This window comes from Sphingorhabdus rigui, from assembly GCF_014196595.1.
GTDB classification, from domain to species: Bacteria; Pseudomonadota; Alphaproteobacteria; order Sphingomonadales; family Sphingomonadaceae; genus Sphingorhabdus_B; species Sphingorhabdus_B rigui.
In genome coordinates this window covers 941290-956262 of record NZ_JACIEA010000001.1, presented here as the reverse complement: position 1 = coordinate 956262, position 14973 = coordinate 941290, and the positions used below count along the sequence as shown (strand labels likewise).

The following is a 14973-nucleotide window of genomic DNA, read 5'->3' as shown; positions in this document are numbered from 1 at the left end:
GCCCCGATTGAGGCCGCTTTTAAATTTACTTACGAAGGCCGAGCTTCGCGATGAGCGCCGCGTAACGGTCGCCATCGATTTTTTTCAGGTAATCCAAAAGCGAACGACGCTTGTTGACCATCTGAAGAAGACCACGACGCGAATGATTGTCCTTGTGGTGGTCTTTAAAGTGGCTGGTCAGCGTGTTGATACGGTCAGTCAGGATTGCAACCTGCACTTCTGGTGATCCGGTATCATTTGGCTCGCGTGCGTGCTCTTTGATGACCTGTGCTTTACGTTCTGCAGTAATTGACATATTTTTCCTTCGAACATCATGGAGTTAGGTTAAAGCCACGGACGGTTTTTAAAGCACCGTCGATGTTCTCCACCAGTGCAATAGGCCGCAAATCTGCGTCCCTCGCCCAATGTAGCCCATCTTTCATGGCAATCCCGGTCAAGACGCGACCCTGTTGGATCGCCCTTGCCTGTTCCGGGGAGAGATCAAGAGCCGGGATGTCGACCAGCCCTGCCTCTATCGGCAAGATAATGTCTTCTTGGGCTGCCCCTTGGCCGAATGCATTGAGTTTGTCCAGCGAAATCGCGCCATTCAGGGCAAACGGACCTGCGCGCACGCGGCGCAGCATAGAGACATGGCCGACAGTACCCAAAGCATATGCAATATCCCGCGCCAAGCTGCGTATGTACGTGCCTTTGGAAACGTCGGCAGTCAGTGTGACCGAACCCAAAAGCGCGTCGCTGCGAGGGAGAGCGTCCGGCTGCTGGACCGAAAGCGCGTATATCGTGACGCCTCGCGACTTCATCTCGACCACTTCCCCTGCCCGCGCCAGATCATACGCGCGCTTGCCATCGATTTTGATCGCCGAATAAGCAGGTGGGATCTGTTCAATCGGCCCTGTGAATTGCGCCAGTGCTTGCTGCACCTGTTCCAGCGTGGGCCGCACATCCGAAGTTGCAACAACCTCGCCCTCGGCATCTAGGCCGCTGGTCTCTGCCCCAAAGCAGATGGTAAAATCATATGTCTTGGACGCGTCGAGCATCCGGCCACATAATTTGGTCGCCTCACCCAATGCGATGGGCAGAACACCGGTGGCGAGCGGATCAAGCGTACCGCCATGCCCAACCTTGACCTTACCAAAGCCGGCAGATCGCAAGTTGCGCTTTACCGCTGCAACGGCCTGCGTTGAACCCAGACCAAGCGGTTTATCGAGGATGATCCAGCCATGCATGCCCGCCCTTTAGGGCGCGGCATAGCATCAAGTCAATTTGAAGGCGCGGCGGCTTCCCTGCCTGCGGCCAATGTTTGCTTGCGGAGCTTTAGGCGCTCTTTGCGGGGCAATGGCTTTTTGGCGGTCACAAGGCTGGCCAATTGGCATTTGTCGCCAGCCACGACGATCGTGCTGAACCTGTCGAAAGTCGCCGAACCGCGCGTATCAAAACCAATCGCTTGCGCGAAATCAAGTTCCTGGCATCCACCAAGCAACTCAGCATAATACCAACGCCGCTGCCGGTCCTCCAGCCATATGCCGTCATTGCCATCGGCTTCGAAATTGCGGATCGCGCCTTGGTTAGGGAAATTGATCTTGGTTTCCACGCCGACTTCGGGCCACACATAGGGCTCCGGCCTTTTGGAATGCGCGGGCGCCGCGATTGCCGCGGCGACCGACAATGAGAGCAAGGCTTTTTTCATCATAGGCCCGACGATATGCCTTTCTGGATGAACGGCACATGAAAAGTCAGCCTAAGCCGCGTGCCTCATTAAAATGCTTTCGGCACATTGCGACGTAACGGTCATCGCCACCGATTTCGGTTTGTGCGCCATCGACAACGGCTTTGCCGGTCTCATCAACGCGCAAATTCATCGTCGCTTTGCGACCGCAGTCACACACGCCTTTTAATTCAACCAGGCTGTCCGCGATGCCAAGCAATGCAGCGGAGCCGGGAAAAAGTTCGCCCTGAAAATCCGTGCGCAAGCCATAGCAAACGACCGGAATACCGGCCTTGTCGGCTAAGCTTGCAGCCTGCCAAACCTGCTCTTTGGTCAAAAACTGCGCTTCGTCGATCAGCACGCACGCGAGCGGCGTTTCTGCGTGTTTGGCAAGGACTGCGCTTTCGATGTCCGTGTTGCTTTCAAAGCGGCTGGCATCGCCTGCGAGACCAATGCGCGAGCTGATCGCACCGAAACCCGGGCGATCATCAATAGCGGCGGTCCACAGCATCACCTGCATGCCGCGCTCGCCATAATTGAATGCCGCCTGCAGCAAGGTCGTCGATTTGCCTGCGTTCATTGACGCGTAGTAGAAATATAACTTGGCCATTATTCTGCGTCGTCGGTCAAATCTTGTTGCACCTTGGGCTGCGCCAATAAGCCTTCGATATGTGTGGCTTGGTCGAAGCTATCGTCGGCCAGAAATTTCAGCTTCGCCGCATATTTCATGCTCACCCGCGAGGCGACTTCCTTTTGGAAAAACGCCGTATTGGTGCGCAGTGCTTTCAGCACCTTTTCTTCATTTGCGCCCAGCAGCGGCTTAATGAATGCCGTTGCATGGCGTAAATCCGGGGACATCCGCACTTCGGTCACGCTGACACTGTGGCTGTTAAGAACATCGTCATGCACTTCGCCGCGCGCGAGCAGTTCCGACAATATGTGCCGGAATTGTTCGCCAACGCGCAGCAACCGCACGGAACGGCCCTCGGTACCAGTGTCGTTATGTTTGGCCATACAGCTCCCCTTTCAGGTTCGAGCTAAGCTCACAACGTCCGTTCACGTTCCTCGACTTCAAAGACCTCGAGCATATCGCCCGCCTTGACGTCGTTGGTATCCGCCAACACGACACCACATTCGAGACCAGCACGCACTTCGTCGATATTGTCCTTGAACCGGCGAAGCGAAGCAATCGTGGTTTTCGACACGATAACGTCTTCGCGGGTAAGACGTGCATGAAGGCCCTTTTTGATGATGCCTTCGGTGACCAGCAAACCAGCGGCCTTGTCGCGCTTGCCGGACTTGAACACGTCCTTGACCTCTGCGCGGCCAACAACGGTTTCGATGATTTCCGGACCAAGCTCGCCCGCCATTTCCTTGGCGATGTCTGCCGTAAGGTGATAAATCACATCGAAATATTTCAACCGGACGCGGTCACGCTTCGCAAGCGCTGCAGCCTTGCTGTTCGGACGCACGTTAAAGCCGATCAGCGGCGCATTGGACGCGGCAGCAAGCAGCATATCCGATTCCGTAATACCGCCAACGCCAGCCAACAGAACGCGCACCTTGATCTCGTCTGTGGAGATATTGTTGAGCGCCGTCACAATGGCTTCGACAGAACCCTGCACATCGCCCTTGATGACGACAGGATATTCCTTCGCCCGCGTGGCGGACAAATTATCAAACAGGTTTTCAAGATTTGGCGTAACTTGCGCTGTACGCACCTTCGTTGACTGTTCCTTGCGGTACAGGGCAACTTCGCGGGCACGCGCTTCGTTTTCTACGACGGTCAAGACGTCACCAGCAGATGGCACACCCGTCAGGCCGAGCACTTCGACCGGCGTTGCCGGGCCCGCTTCGGGTACCTGTTGGCCCTTGTCATTAATCAGCGCGCGGACCTTGCCGCTTTCTGCGCCGACAACGAAGATATCGCCACGCTTCAACGTGCCGCGCTTTACCAGCACGGTCGCAACCGCGCCGCGGCCCTTATCAAGCTGCGCCTCAACCACAACGGCTTCCGCCGCACGATCAGGATTGGACTTGAGTTCCATAACTTCAGCCTGAAGCGCCAACTTGTCGAGCAGGTCGTCCAAGCCAGTTTTCTTGAGCGCGGAGACTTCCACGTCCTGAACATCGCCGCCCATCGCTTCGACAACGACTTCATGTTCAAGCAGACGTTCACGCACCTTCTGCGGGTTTGCGCCTTCCTTGTCGATCTTGTTGATCGCAACAATCATCGGCACATTGGCTGCCTTGGCATGCTTAATGGCTTCGATCGTCTGCGGCATAAGACCGTCATCGGCCGCAACCACCAGAATGACGATATCGGTAACCGAGGCACCGCGTTGGCGCATTTGCGTGAATGCTTCATGGCCCGGGGTATCGAGGAAAGTGATGAGCGAGCCATCCTTTGTCTTCACCTGATACGCACCGATATGCTGCGTAATACCGCCAGCTTCACCCGAAACCACATTTGCGCCGCGCAAGGCGTCAAGCAGCGATGTCTTACCATGGTCGACATGGCCCATGACCGTAACAACGGGCGGACGCGCCTTCAACGTTTCTGGGGCATCAACGTCTTCGTCATGAACGATGTCGACGTCAGCGTCGGAAACGCGGGTGATGTTGTGGCCAAACTCCTCGACGAGCAATTCTGCCGTATCTTGGTCGATAGTCTCGTTGATCGTGACGGGCATGCCCATTTTGAACAGTGCCTTGACCAGGTCACTGCCCTTTTCAGCCATACGGTTGGCCAGTTCCTGAACAGTAATTGTTTCAGGGACAACGACGTCACGGGTCTGCTTCACCTGTGCCTGACGGTTACCGCCGCCATGCAAACGCTTTTCCTTTTCACGCGCACGCTTCAGCGCAGCGAGTGAACGCGCACGGGCACCATCATCGCCCTCAAGCGCGCGGGTAACGGTTAGCTTGCCCGACTGGCGGCGATCATCCGCTGCGCCACGGGTTGGACGATTTGGAGCCTTCTTAACCTCTTCACGCTCGCGCTCAGGACGCTTGGGCGCTTCAACAGGCGTAAAACGACGCGGCGCAGGTGCGGCAGTATCCTTGCTGGCTTCTTCAGCAGCAGGTTCAAATGTTTCAGGCTCAACGGGCGCTGCTGCAGCTGGCGGTGGAGGCGGCGGAGCGGCGGCTTCCTCACGATTGGCTTGCGCGCGCTGACGCTCTTCTTCGGCGCGCTGTGCACGCTGTTCAGCTTCACGGCGGCTGCTTTCTTCCAGCATGGCCAAACGCGCTTCTTCAGCTTCGCGAAGCAGCTTTGCCTGACGCTCTTGACGGCTCAGCATGTCATTGCCCGTCGGACGCGGTGCTGGTGCAGCCGGGGCCGGCGCAGGTGCTGCCGCTACAGGCGCAGCGGGTGGCGGCGGAGGTGGTGGTGGCGCGGCTACTTCAGCCTCAGGCGCGTAACCGGGCTTACCGACGAGTTTCTTGCGCTTAACCTCGACAACAACTTTGTTTGTGCGGCCATGGCTAAAGGTCTGTTTGACTTCACCAGACTCGAGCGAGCGGCTCAAAGTGAGCGGCTTGCGCGTTAATGTCGGTTTATTGTTGGTATCATCACTCATCGAAACAGAACCCGTCCTTACTCAGTCAATTGCGGAGACGTCAGAAATATGGCCCCGCACGTCCGCAACCGAAGCTGCGGAATCGAGGGGCGCATTACTGCATCCTTTGAAATTTAGCCAGCGTCCAAGATGATGCATCACCCTATCTGCCGCTTTTTGGTCAATCAATGCGACATGAACGGCATTTGACCGTCCAAGCGCTGCAGACAATGCGTCACGGTCGACAGGCAGCTTCAAACCACCCTTGCCGGTCCCTTCGGCATCTTCACCAACGCGCCAAGCTTGGTCGCGTTTGCCACTGCCGTCGGCGCTGGCATCGGCCGCATGCAAAAGCAAACGAACCTGACCGCTGCGTGATGCAGAGTCGATCTTCTCAGCACCTAAGATAAGGTGCCCTGCCCGCGCTTCCAACCCGAGCCGGTCCAGAAAAGCCTTTTCAAGCCCACGGTCGATGCGGCCGCTCAGGTCATCAATGATGTCAATCTTGTCGGTTTTGAAGGCGCGGCGCAGCAAGCCAGCAAGCTTGCCCTTTTCCTGCGCCTTTGTCAGTTCTGCCCCGGATACACCAATCCACGCGCCACGGCCCGGGGCCTTGGCAAATAGATCAGGCGCGATGCTGCCATCGGGCCCGAGGGCAAGCCGGATGAGCTGGGCACGAGTCCCATGCTCACCTGACAATATGCACTTCCTTATTGGGGAGTGTCGGTTCTCATTGGGAGTCGTCCGCTGCAACCGCGTCCTCCTCTATGATATCCGAAGCTGGCGCGCTGTCTTCGTCGTCGAACCAGTGTGCGCGTGCGGCCATGATGATTTCATTGCCCTGTTCTTCAGACAATCCGAACACCGCCAAGACGCCAGCCTTATCTTCCGTACGGTTGCGGCGCATTTCGCGGTCGCTACGTTCGTTGCGGCGCGGCTCACGTGCCTTTTGGATCAGTTCGTCGGTCGCCAAGTCAGCGAGATCATCAAGCGTCTTGATGCCGGCCTTACCCAGGACAACAAGCATCGCTTCCGTCAGAATGGGGAGCTCGGCCAATGCGTCGTCAACGCCCAGTTCGCGGCGTTCATTCCGGTTGGCTTCTTCACGGCGATCAAGCGCTTCTTGTGCGCGGCTCTGAAGCTCTTCAGCCAGACCTTCGTCGAAGCCTTCGATGGCAGCGATTTCAGATGGATCGACATAAGCAACCTCTTCAAGCTCGCTAAAGCCTTCAGCAACCAGAAGCTGCGCCAAGGTTTCGTCCACATCCAGCTCTTGCTGGAACATTTCCGAACGCTCAACAAATTCTTTCTGACGCTTTTCGCTCGATTCCGCTTCGGTCATGATGTCGATACCACGGCCGGTCAGCTGCGAAGCCAAACGAACGTTCTGGCCACGACGGCCAATGGCAAGGCTCAACTGATCGTCAGGAACGACAACTTCGATGCGACCTTCTTCTTCATCGATGACAACGCGGCTCACGGTCGCAGGCTGCAGTGCGTTTACGATGAACGTCGCGGTATCTTCCGACCATGGAATGATGTCGATTTTCTCGCCCTGCATTTCCTGAACGACGGCCTGAACGCGGCTGCCCTTCATACCGACACATGCGCCGACGGGATCGATGCTGCTATCGTGGCTGATAACGCCAATTTTGGCGCGGCTGCCGGGGTCACGTGCGGCGGCCTTGATTTCGATGACGCCGTCGTAAATTTCAGGAACTTCCTGCGCAAACAGCTTCTTCATGAAGTCAGGATGCGCACGGCTCAACAGGATTTGCGGGCCACGATTTTCGCGCTGCACCTTCATAATCAGCGCCCGGACGCGGTCGCCGCCACGGACAACTTCACGCGGAATTTGCTGGTCACGGCGGATAACGCCTTCTGCGCGACCAAGGTCGACAACAACATGGCCGAACTCAACCGACTTTACGACGCCGGTGATGATTTCACCGGTGCGGTCCTTAAACTCTTCAAACTGACGCTCGCGCTCTGCATCGCGCACCTTTTGGAAGATAACCTGCTTTGCAGACTGCGCATCGATACGGCCCAGATCAACCGCTGGCAGCGGGTCAACAATAAAGTCACCAACAACGGCGCCCTTTTGCAACTTGTCTGCTTGCTTCAGGTCAACTTGCTTGAAGTAATCTTCGACGTTTTCAACAACTTCCACAACGCGCCACAGGCGAAGATCGCCGGTCTGCGTATCCAGTTTCGCGCGAATGTCGTTTTCTGCGCCGTAACGTGCACGGGCAGCGCGCTGGATGGCTTCTTCCAACGCCTCAATGACAATAGCTTTGTCGATCATCTTTTCGGCAGCAACCGCATTGGCAATTGCAAGCAATTCGGCCTTGTTCGCGGCAATCGTGTTAGCCATGTTCTTAGTCTTCCTGTGCTTCGTCGTGAATGGGGTCTGCCTCAACTTCGTCGGCCCCATCGCTGTTGATGGGGGCAGTCGACGCAATAAGGCGGTCTGTCAAGAGCAGCTTGGCGCTGCCCATATTGGAAAAGGCGAATGTCAGTCGTCCGGATTTGCGGTCATCGACATGAATATTGTCACCGTCAACGCCAACAATATCGCCACGGATATTCTTGCGGCCATCCATTGGTTCTGCCAGCTCAACCTTAACCTCATGGCCTGCCCAATCGGTAAAATCGGCAAGGCGGGTCAATGGACGGTCAATACCGGGCGAGCTAACTTCAAGCCTGTACGCTTCGACAATTGGGTCAAGCTCGTCAAATTTGTCCGATATACGGTGCGACAACGCCGCACAGTCATCGATGCCAAGCTGCCGCGTATCGGGGCGCTCGGCCATCACCTGCAAGGTTGGCTCGTCGCTGCCCTGCCCGCCGGTTTCAAACCACGCGACACGCACCAGCGCAAAGCCGAGCGCTTCTGCTTCGGGTGCGATCAACGCGGTCAGTGTATTGAGGTCAGGCAAATTTAGTCTTTCTATACGGCATGCAAAGCTTCTGGCTGCCAGCCCCTAGTGGCGCTAGCCCTTCCAAGTTCTCACAATGTAAGGATGACAGCCGTATAGCGCCGAACTCTCTTATATGCAAGCCTCTTGCATATAAGCCGGTCAGTACCCAACTGCGCTAAGCGGATATTTGAGGAGCACTTATACATGTCGAAATTATCATTCCTAATTGGCGCGTCTTTTTTGGCAGCGGCCTGCCAGCCATCCGTGAGTGATGCAGCACCCACCGATAGTGCATCGCAACCGTTCGATGTCACGGTGATGGCGGACTTTGAAGAGCCTTGGGCGATGACATTCGTTCCCGGCACGCCATATGCGCTGGTGACGGAGAAAAAAGGTAAGCTGAAGCTTTGGAAAAAGGACAGTGCCGCTGTCGACGTCGCGGGCGTACCCGCAGTCGCCTATGGCGGACAAGGCGGCTTGGGTGATGTCATTCTCCATCCCGACTTTGCGAAAAACAAGTTCGTTTACATTAGCTTTGCTGAAGCAGGCGAAGGCGGGTTCGGCGCCGCTGTCGCGCGCGGCAAGCTGAATGTTTCAGGTAACACCCCGACATTATCCGAGGTTCAAATCATCTGGCGTCAGGAACCAAAGGTTTCGGGCCAAGGCCACTTCGGACACCGCTTGGCATTTGGACCGGACGGTATGTTGTACATCAGCAGCGGGGAGCGCCAGAAATTCGATCCTGCCCAAGATCTGAACCAAAATCTTGGCAAAATCGTCCGTCTCACGGATGGCGGCATGGTGCCATCGGACAATCCGTTTTACGACCAAGGGCGCGTAAAATCGCAAATCTGGTCCTATGGCCACCGCAATCCGCTGGGCATCGCCTTTGATGCGCAGGGGCGTTTGTGGAACCAGGAAATGGGACCTGCGGGTGGCGACGAGCTGAACCTTGTCAAAAAGGCCGCCAATTATGGCTATCCTATCGTGTCGAACGGCAATCATTACGACGGCCGCGATATCCCAGACCACGCGGCAGGTGATGGCTTTGAAGCACCGAAGCTGTTCTGGAACCCTGCGATTTCACCCGGCGGCCTGATGATTTATTCGGGCAATATGTTCAAGGATTGGAAAGGCAGCGCGTTTTTAGGCGGCCTTGGCGCAAAAGCGTTGGTGCGCGTAAAACTGGACGGCGAGAACGCAACGAAAGCGGACCAATGGAATATGGACGCCCGCATCCGTGAAGTCGAACAGGGTCCAGACGGCGCAATCTGGCTGCTGGAAGACGAGCGTGCCGGATCGCAGGGCCGCCTGTTGAAGCTTACGCCAAGGAAATAAACCGTGCGGCGGCGCTTATGGCGCCGCCGTTACTGTTCCTGTAAGGTCTGCAAGAAATGCGCGAACGCGCTTCGCATTCATACCCAGATCGCTTATCCCGACCCGGCTGACCGATCGCATATCGACAATGCTGCCCTCGCCGGTATCCGATGGACGAACACGCAGGACAACATCATCCTTAAACTGAAAGAACGCGGTGGTATCGGTTGCCTCAAAGTGCCCTTCTTCAGGTAACGATATCGCCACATCCCAACCCCGTGCCTTGGCAAGACGCTCCGCCTTGGCGATAACCGTGGGAACGGGTTCATTGATGCGTACCGAGCGAATATCGCCATAAGCTTTTTGGTGCACCAACGCCCAACGTTGCAGCGGCGTAAGGCCCCTCATATCGCTATCATCAGCGCCGGGAATATTGTCGAGGTTGTCGGTGCGCAAAGCCAAAGTCTGAAATGCCGGCGGGTCTGCCAAATCCGTCGAAACATCGTGGATCGCAGGCACGGTCAATGCCGCCATCAAAAACGTTCCAACCCACCCGACATATAAAAGCGCAACAACCATGCCGACCCAACGACGCGCACGCGGCGGCGGGTTGATAGCTTTACGGACGCGCCAGCCTTGCACGGCACCGATCAATATCGCGCCAAGACCCAGCAAAAATGCCCCGGCCACGCCCTTTAATCCGGACGTATATTCCCAAAATCCCCAACCGGTTCCAACGGCAGAGACAAGTCCCCATATGAGCGCGCCAACGCCGGCGGATAGGACAATATAGCCCCAATAGTCGATCTTCTTACCATCCGGTTCACCCTGCTGCGAAGACGCCGGAGATACTTGCGCATTCATGGTCTCATGAGGGATATCTTGCTCGTTCACCAAATTGTCTCCTACCCAGCATTTTCTAACGGGAACAGGCTAAACGATGTTCCAGACAAACGCAATTTTCCAAGATTACATAACAAGTTGATCGATAATCGATTGGACAAATGCTGGCTGCAATGACAGGGGGCCGCATATGTTTCGTCCATTTTCCCTCTTGTGTGATTAATCATGCAACCAACGGCACTCTCGGACCTTGCCGATGGCGTTGTAGACGCGTTGCTGGATGATGCCTTTGGCCTCGACCGCCATCAACGCACCGCATATCTGCTGCGTAAGGGGATGCACGCGATTGACCATTTGTCGCTCGGCATCTTGGACGGCGACGAACTTGTGGGAAGCATTCAATGTTGGCCGATACGCGTCGGCGATGCCGCTTTGATATTGGTCGGTCCGGTCGCTGTCGCCCGTCTTCGTCAGAATAGCGGAATTGGGACAAAGCTTATGCAGCTCATGCTCGACGCAATGCGCGCGGATGACGCACCGATGGTGATGATTGGCGACCCTGAATATTATGGGCGATTTGGATTTACCGCTGAAGGCACATCGGGTTGGACTTTGCCCGGCCCTTGGGAACCACGCCGACTGTTGCTGCGCAACCCGGCGATGGTGGACTTGCCGGAACATGGCGCGCTTGGTCCAGCCGACTAAGCTTTGACGACCGTCCGCTTTAGCCGTATCGCCAGCCTATGCCTTACGAAGCCCCTGACCTCGCAAACCTGAGCCTTTCGGACATTGCCGAACTTGTGGCAGCGCGAAAGCTGCCGCCGGTCGAAAGCTGGACGCCTGAACAAACAGGCGATAGCGAAATGCGTGTCGCTGCCGATGGCAAATGGTATCATCAGGGCGGTGAGATCAAACGTCCTGCAATGGTCCGGGCCTTTTCGAGTTTGTTATCATGTGACGCCGATGGAAAGCACTGGCTTGTCACGCCACAGCAGAAGCTGTCCATTGCGGTCGATGATGCGCCCTTCATTGCGGTTGAGCTGCAAAGCGAAGGCGACGGCAAAGACCGGACTCTGGCGTTCCGATTAAACAGCGACGATTTGGTCTTTGCAGATGCCGACCACGCCATCGAAATGCGCGATGGCCTGCCCTATTTGCATGTGCGCGGCGGACTTTGGGCAAAGCTCGCGCGCCCCGTTTATTATGAGCTTGCCAACCTTGCGCTTGCCGAAGATCCCGAAGGCGTCAGCATTTGGAGTAAAGGTGCGCAATTCAGCTTGATGGCGCCTGCATGAATTGGCGGCACCGCATTCATAAGGCGCTCGACCCCGCGCTGGATATCGAGATTGAAGACGAGCGCTACTTGGGTGACACGGTTCAACACCGTGCCGCTGCCGTCCTAATCCCGATAACCGACCGCGCCGAACCGGGGGTTATTCTCACCCAGCGCCCGACATGGCTGCGCAGCCACGCCGGCCAAGTCGCATTTCCCGGCGGCAAGGTTGATGACAGCGACGAAAATTCGATCTTTGCTGCATTGCGCGAAGCAGAAGAAGAACTGAACATACCGCCAGCCCGTGTCGAGGTCATAGGCGTGGCCGACACTTATTATTCAGGCAGCGGGTATAGCATTGCACCCGTTGTTGGCATCATTCCCCCCGACCTTGAGATTCAGCCCAACCCGCAAGAGGTTGAAGACTGGTTTGAAGTCCCGCTTGCGTTTCTGCTTGATCCTGCCAATTCCATCAAGAAACAGGCCAACTGGAATGGGCAGCAGCGTAGCTATTACGACATGCAATGGGGCGAACGGCGAATATGGGGCGTAACGGCGGGGATAATCGCCAATCTGGTGCGACGGCTGGCATGATTGCGGCACAGCTTCCTCATGCCGAATGGCAACAGGCCGCAGGCCTGAAAAAGGTGCTGGCGCTGCTGGCCGATTCTTATGGTGGCCCCCGATATGTTGGCGGCGCTGTGCGCGACACATTATTGGGGCTGCCCGTTTCGGACGTTGATATTGCCACAGCATTGTTGCCTGAAACGGTCATGGACCGATTGGAAGCTGGCGGCGTCAAAGCCGTTCCGACGGGGCTGGACCATGGTACGATTACGGCGGTCGTGGACGGCAAGAATTACGAAATCACCACATTACGCCGCGATGTCTCCACCGATGGCCGGCGCGCGACGGTGGCTTTCGCAACCGATTGGCGGGAAGATGCCGCACGGCGGGATTTCACGATCAACGCACTTTACGCCGCCCCACAAACAGGAGAGGTTTTCGATTATTTCGGCGGTTTAAGTGATCTCGATAACGGCTGCGTTCGCTTCATTGGGGACGCAACGCAGCGTATCGCCGAGGACTTCCTGCGCATATTGCGGTATTTCCGCTTCCTGGCCCGATTTGGCAGCGGTCCGGTGGATGCAGACGCAATCCATGCCTGCGCGCAAGGTGCGCACGGTCTGACGGCGTTGTCACGCGAACGCATTGCGCAGGAACTCGCCCGACTGCTGTCGCTCAAAAACCCAGTCGCGTCTGTCACCCTCATGATCGAAAATGGTATTTTTGCGCCATTTCTTCCCGAACTTTGCAGCGATGCCCACGACCGATTGCAGCGGCTCGTGCACAGGGAGCAGTTGCACAATCAACCGCTCTCGCTCCCTGCCCGGTTTCTCAGCATATTGGTGACGGATCCCGTCGCGGTCGACAAAGTGGCGGCACGCCTGAAGCTGTCGAACAAAATGCGCGAAAATCTCGCCAACCGGTTGAACGCTGGCGCGCCGACTGAGGGCAATATCCGCGCCATTGCTTATCGTTTTGATAACGACACCGCGCGCGATGTCGCCATGTTGTTTGCAGACGACAATGCGCTGCCGCTATGTCTGGCGCGCTTGGACAATTGGGATAGCCCCACCATGCACATCAAAGGCGGCGATCTTATCAAAATGGGATTGCCCGCTGGTCCACTCGTGGCGAAAACCTTGCAAGAGCTGGAGGCCAACTGGGTTGCCGAAGATTTCCCGATTTCGGACCGCCAGTCCGAATTGGCGCTTCAGCTTGTCGAGGCAGCTATGTCAGCGGCCAAAAAGGCATAAGCAGCATCTTCAGACAAAGGCCGCGCATAATAATAGCCCTGCCCAACGGAACAGCCAAGACGACGGAGCAACTGCGAAATTTCAATGGTTTCAATGCCTTCAGCCGTTGTCTTCATACCCAATGCCCGCGCGAGCGACAACACGGTGCGCACGATGGCCCGCTTATCTTTGTTCACCAACATCTCCGATACAAAGCTGCGGTCGATTTTCAGAACATCAATTGGGAGCTGCTGGAGATAGGCCAGATTGGAATAACCGGTGCCAAAATCATCCATCGCAAGGTTGGTATCCAGCCCCTTCAACGCATCGAGCAACGTCTTTGTGCCAGCCGGGTCATTGATAAAGGCACTCTCGGTCAGCTCAATTGTGATCCGGTTGCCATCAACATTCGCGCCCTTAAGCGCCGAAGCAACCGCGTCCACCACATCATCGCGCTGCATCTGCACCGCAGACATATTCACGGAAACCCGGAAATCCTTTTGCCCGCCCGATCTGCTATCCCATCGCGCGATGGTTTTGGCCGCTTCTTCAAGTGCCCAGCGGCCAAGTGGTACGATTAAGCCACTTTCCTCCGCCACAGGAATAAAGTCGACCGGCGATATGGGGCCAAGGTCGGGATGATCCCAACGCGCCAGCGCTTCAAAGCCGCTTAACGAGCCACACTCGAGGTCCACCAACGGCTGATAATGCAGAACAAGTTCGCCGCGATTCAATGCGCGCCGCAAATCGGTCTCAAGGCTGAACCGGCGCCGTGCGGTATCGAGAGCCCCCACCGCATATAGTTCGAAGGTCTTCGAAGATTTGGCGCGCTTCAGCGCAATTTGGGCATGGCGCAATGTATCCGTTGGATCATCCCCGACACCACCGGTCGCCGCAGCGAGCGCACATTCAACCTGAATCTCCAAATTCGAAAGCTTGCATGGATCTTGAAATGCATCACCCAGACGTTGGGCAATGGCCGCGACGTCGACTGAACCGGAATCGATCTGCGCAAATAGAGCGAACTCATTGCCGCCAAGCCGCCCCAGAATTTCATTGCTGCGGATGCGCGCATTCAGGCGGTGGGCGGCGGTAATGATCAGCTCGTCGCCAGCAATCGCGCCTACCGATTCATTCACACGGCTGAAACGCGCCAAGTCGACCAGGATGATGGCATAATTTTGCGACGAACCCGATTTCCGCATCTCGGCAACCGCGGCGTCAACCCGTTCTTCAAAACCGATGCGGTTGCAAAATCCGGTCAGGCTATCGCTCATCATTTCACGGCGCAGGTTAATCCGGCTGATGGCTTCGGCCGTGCGGTCAACCATCGACAGCAGGAACATGTCATCACCACCGCCGAAACGTGCGATGCTGATTTCCAACTCACGCGGATGAACGGCGTCGTCCGATCGCCAGCATTCGAAATGTGTCTCACGGCCTGTGGCGAGCATGGCCATTGCCCGGTCGCTCAGCAATTCCATGTCGGGTTTTGCTTGCCCCCCAAAGCCAAGCATCAGGTCGTCAAACGTCCTGTTACTGCGGACCAGATGAA

General features: G+C 56.5%; 16 protein-coding genes. 5 read left to right on the top strand and 11 right to left on the bottom strand.

Annotated features, from left to right (window positions below):
* Window positions 1-25: 25 nt before the first annotated feature.
* The 9 genes from rpsO to rimP are packed head-to-tail and all read right to left on the bottom strand — an operon-like array spanning window position 26 to window position 8204.
* Window positions 26-295 carry a 30S ribosomal protein S15 gene (rpsO, locus tag GGR91_RS04465; protein ID WP_183940457.1) on the bottom strand — a complete coding sequence of 90 codons (270 nt, stop codon included), beginning with the start codon at window positions 293-295 and terminating at the stop codon, window positions 26-28.
* 16 nt (window positions 296-311) lie between these two features.
* The gene (truB, locus tag GGR91_RS04460; RefSeq protein ID WP_183940449.1) at window positions 312-1226 is read right to left on the bottom strand and encodes a tRNA pseudouridine(55) synthase TruB; all 915 of its coding nucleotides are present in this window, start codon (window positions 1224-1226) and stop codon (window positions 312-314) included.
* Between the two features lie 32 nt (window positions 1227-1258).
* Window positions 1259-1690, bottom strand: a complete 432-nt coding sequence (locus GGR91_RS04455; RefSeq protein WP_183940445.1) for a DUF6491 family protein — start codon at window positions 1688-1690, stop codon at window positions 1259-1261.
* Between the two features lie 43 nt (window positions 1691-1733).
* Entirely contained in the window at window positions 1734-2315 is a 582-nt protein-coding gene (locus tag GGR91_RS04450; RefSeq protein WP_183940444.1) for a thymidine kinase, read from the bottom strand.
* Entirely contained in the window at window positions 2315-2719 is a 405-nt protein-coding gene (gene rbfA / locus GGR91_RS04445; protein ID WP_183940442.1) for a 30S ribosome-binding factor RbfA, read from the bottom strand. Before rbfA ends, GGR91_RS04450 begins: the two co-directional genes overlap by 1 nt.
* Before the next feature lie 29 nt (window positions 2720-2748).
* Window positions 2749-5286, bottom strand: coding sequence for a translation initiation factor IF-2 (gene infB / locus GGR91_RS04440; protein ID WP_183940440.1), 2538 nt, complete (start codon window positions 5284-5286; stop codon window positions 2749-2751).
* 21 nt (window positions 5287-5307) lie between these two features.
* Window positions 5308-5964 (bottom strand): DUF448 domain-containing protein, encoded by a 657-nt coding sequence (locus GGR91_RS04435; RefSeq protein WP_246337045.1) that lies wholly within the window; start codon window positions 5962-5964, stop codon window positions 5308-5310.
* Window positions 5965-5995: 31 nt separating this feature from the next.
* On the bottom strand, window positions 5996-7639 hold the full coding sequence (gene nusA, locus GGR91_RS04430) for a transcription termination factor NusA (protein ID WP_183940436.1): 1644 nt from the start codon (window positions 7637-7639) through the stop codon (window positions 5996-5998).
* Between the two features lie 4 nt (window positions 7640-7643).
* Window positions 7644-8204 carry a ribosome maturation protein RimP gene (rimP, locus tag GGR91_RS04425; protein ID WP_183940434.1) on the bottom strand — a complete coding sequence of 187 codons (561 nt, stop codon included), beginning with the start codon at window positions 8202-8204 and terminating at the stop codon, window positions 7644-7646.
* Between the two features lie 186 nt (window positions 8205-8390).
* Between rimP and GGR91_RS04420 the strand changes: the two genes are divergently transcribed.
* Window positions 8391-9524, top strand: a complete 1134-nt coding sequence (locus GGR91_RS04420; protein ID WP_183940432.1) for a PQQ-dependent sugar dehydrogenase — start codon at window positions 8391-8393, stop codon at window positions 9522-9524.
* A 15-nt stretch (window positions 9525-9539) separates the two neighbouring features.
* Here GGR91_RS04420 and GGR91_RS11730 read toward each other — a convergent pair whose 3' ends face one another.
* Complete coding sequence (locus GGR91_RS11730) at window positions 9540-10397, bottom strand: DUF1499 domain-containing protein (RefSeq protein ID WP_183940429.1); 858 nt, start codon at window positions 10395-10397, stop codon at window positions 9540-9542.
* Between the two features lie 174 nt (window positions 10398-10571).
* Here GGR91_RS11730 and GGR91_RS04410 point away from each other — a divergent pair, with 174 nt between their 5' ends.
* The 4 genes from GGR91_RS04410 to GGR91_RS04395 are packed head-to-tail and all read left to right on the top strand — an operon-like array spanning window position 10572 to window position 13439.
* Window positions 10572-11051 carry a GNAT family N-acetyltransferase gene (locus GGR91_RS04410; RefSeq protein ID WP_183940427.1) on the top strand — a complete coding sequence of 160 codons (480 nt, stop codon included), beginning with the start codon at window positions 10572-10574 and terminating at the stop codon, window positions 11049-11051.
* Between the two features lie 38 nt (window positions 11052-11089).
* Complete coding sequence (locus tag GGR91_RS04405) at window positions 11090-11641, top strand: DUF1285 domain-containing protein (RefSeq protein WP_183940425.1); 552 nt, start codon at window positions 11090-11092, stop codon at window positions 11639-11641.
* Entirely contained in the window at window positions 11638-12213 is a 576-nt protein-coding gene (locus GGR91_RS04400; RefSeq protein ID WP_183940423.1) for a CoA pyrophosphatase, read from the top strand. Before GGR91_RS04405 ends, GGR91_RS04400 begins: the two co-directional genes overlap by 4 nt.
* Window positions 12213-13439: a CCA tRNA nucleotidyltransferase gene (locus GGR91_RS04395; RefSeq protein ID WP_183941551.1), complete on the top strand. Its 1227-nt coding sequence runs from the start codon at window positions 12213-12215 to the stop codon at window positions 13437-13439. The genes GGR91_RS04400 and GGR91_RS04395 overlap by 1 nt, the downstream gene beginning before the upstream one ends.
* Here GGR91_RS04395 and GGR91_RS04390 read toward each other — a convergent pair.
* Window positions 13397-14902: a putative bifunctional diguanylate cyclase/phosphodiesterase gene (locus tag GGR91_RS04390; protein ID WP_183940421.1), complete on the bottom strand. Its 1506-nt coding sequence runs from the start codon at window positions 14900-14902 to the stop codon at window positions 13397-13399. The two genes, GGR91_RS04395 and GGR91_RS04390, sit on opposite strands and share 43 nt — an antisense overlap.
* Window positions 14903-14973: the final 71 nt, after the last annotated feature.

Coding starts and splice junctions, on each gene's coding strand:
- rpsO (WP_183940457.1), bottom strand. CDS start 295: ATGTCAATTACTGCAGAACGTAAAGCACAGGTCATCAAAGAGCACGCA.
- truB (WP_183940449.1), bottom strand. CDS start 1,226: ATGCATGGCTGGATCATCCTCGATAAACCGCTTGGTCTGGGTTCAACG.
- GGR91_RS04455 (WP_183940445.1), bottom strand. CDS start 1,690: ATGATGAAAAAAGCCTTGCTCTCATTGTCGGTCGCCGCGGCAATCGCG.
- GGR91_RS04450 (WP_183940444.1), bottom strand. CDS start 2,315: ATGGCCAAGTTATATTTCTACTACGCGTCAATGAACGCAGGCAAATCG.
- rbfA (WP_183940442.1), bottom strand. CDS start 2,719: ATGGCCAAACATAACGACACTGGTACCGAGGGCCGTTCCGTGCGGTTG.
- infB (WP_183940440.1), bottom strand. CDS start 5,286: ATGAGTGATGATACCAACAATAAACCGACATTAACGCGCAAGCCGCTC.
- nusA (WP_183940436.1), bottom strand. CDS start 7,639: ATGGCTAACACGATTGCCGCGAACAAGGCCGAATTGCTTGCAATTGCC.
- GGR91_RS04420 (WP_183940432.1), top strand. CDS start 8,391: ATGTCGAAATTATCATTCCTAATTGGCGCGTCTTTTTTGGCAGCGGCC.
- GGR91_RS04410 (WP_183940427.1), top strand. CDS start 10,572: ATGCAACCAACGGCACTCTCGGACCTTGCCGATGGCGTTGTAGACGCG.
- GGR91_RS04405 (WP_183940425.1), top strand. CDS start 11,090: ATGCCTTACGAAGCCCCTGACCTCGCAAACCTGAGCCTTTCGGACATT.
- GGR91_RS04400 (WP_183940423.1), top strand. CDS start 11,638: ATGAATTGGCGGCACCGCATTCATAAGGCGCTCGACCCCGCGCTGGAT.
- GGR91_RS04390 (WP_183940421.1), bottom strand. CDS start 14,902: ATGGAATTGCTGAGCGACCGGGCAATGGCCATGCTCGCCACAGGCCGT.